Annotated in this window: 1 protein-coding gene; it reads left to right on the top strand. The window is 49.3% G+C overall.

Features of this window, described 5'->3' with window-relative positions:
* Positions 1–844 (top strand): GH36-type glycosyl hydrolase domain-containing protein (locus KIV40_RS29095; RefSeq protein WP_375164904.1); only part of this gene is annotated, 844 nt, incomplete at both ends.

Genomic DNA, 844 nt, shown 5'->3' on the forward strand with positions numbered 1-844 from the left:
CAACGGTTGTACCGACGCCATCTGACGACGATAAGATCCATGGCATTGAAGACACCTGCTCTGATGATCACCTATGGATCGTTCCAACCATCATCAAATACGTGATGGAAACCGGTGAGCATGAGTTCTTTGATGAAGTGATTCCTTACGCAGACGGCGGTGAAGCGACAGTCTACGAGCACATGAAAGCAGCACTGAATTTCTCTGCAGAATATGTTGGTCAAACGGGTATCTGTAAAGGTCTACGTGCGGACTGGAATGACTGTTTGAACCTAGGTGGCGGTGAGTCTTCAATGGTGTCATTCCTACACTTTTGGGCTCTGCAAGAATTCCTAGACCTAGCTAAATTCCGCAACAATGACGCTGACGTTGAGAAATACACTGAAATGGCAGCGAACGTGCGTGAAGCGTGTGAAACGCACCTTTGGGATGACGAAGGTGGCTGGTACATCCGTGGCCTAACTAAAGATGGCGACAAAATCGGTACCGCGCAGCAAGCGGAAGGTCGCGTGCACCTAGAATCGAACACACTGGCTGTACTATCTGGTGCTGGTTCTCAAGAGCGCGGAGAAAAAGCGATGGACGCTGTGGATGAGAACTTATTCTCAGAATACGGCCTGCACATAAACTCTCCATCATTTGCTACACCAAACGATGACATTGGCTTCGGAACACGTGTTTACCAAGGCGTAAAAGAAAATGGCGCGATCTTCTCTCACCCGAACCCATGGGCTTGGGTAGCAGAAGCGAAACTTGGTCGTGGCGACCGCGCAATGAAGTTCTACGACGCACTTAACCCTTACAACCAGAACGACATGATTGAAACACGCTACGCAGAACCATA

It is taken from the genome of Vibrio sp. D173a (assembly GCF_030248475.1).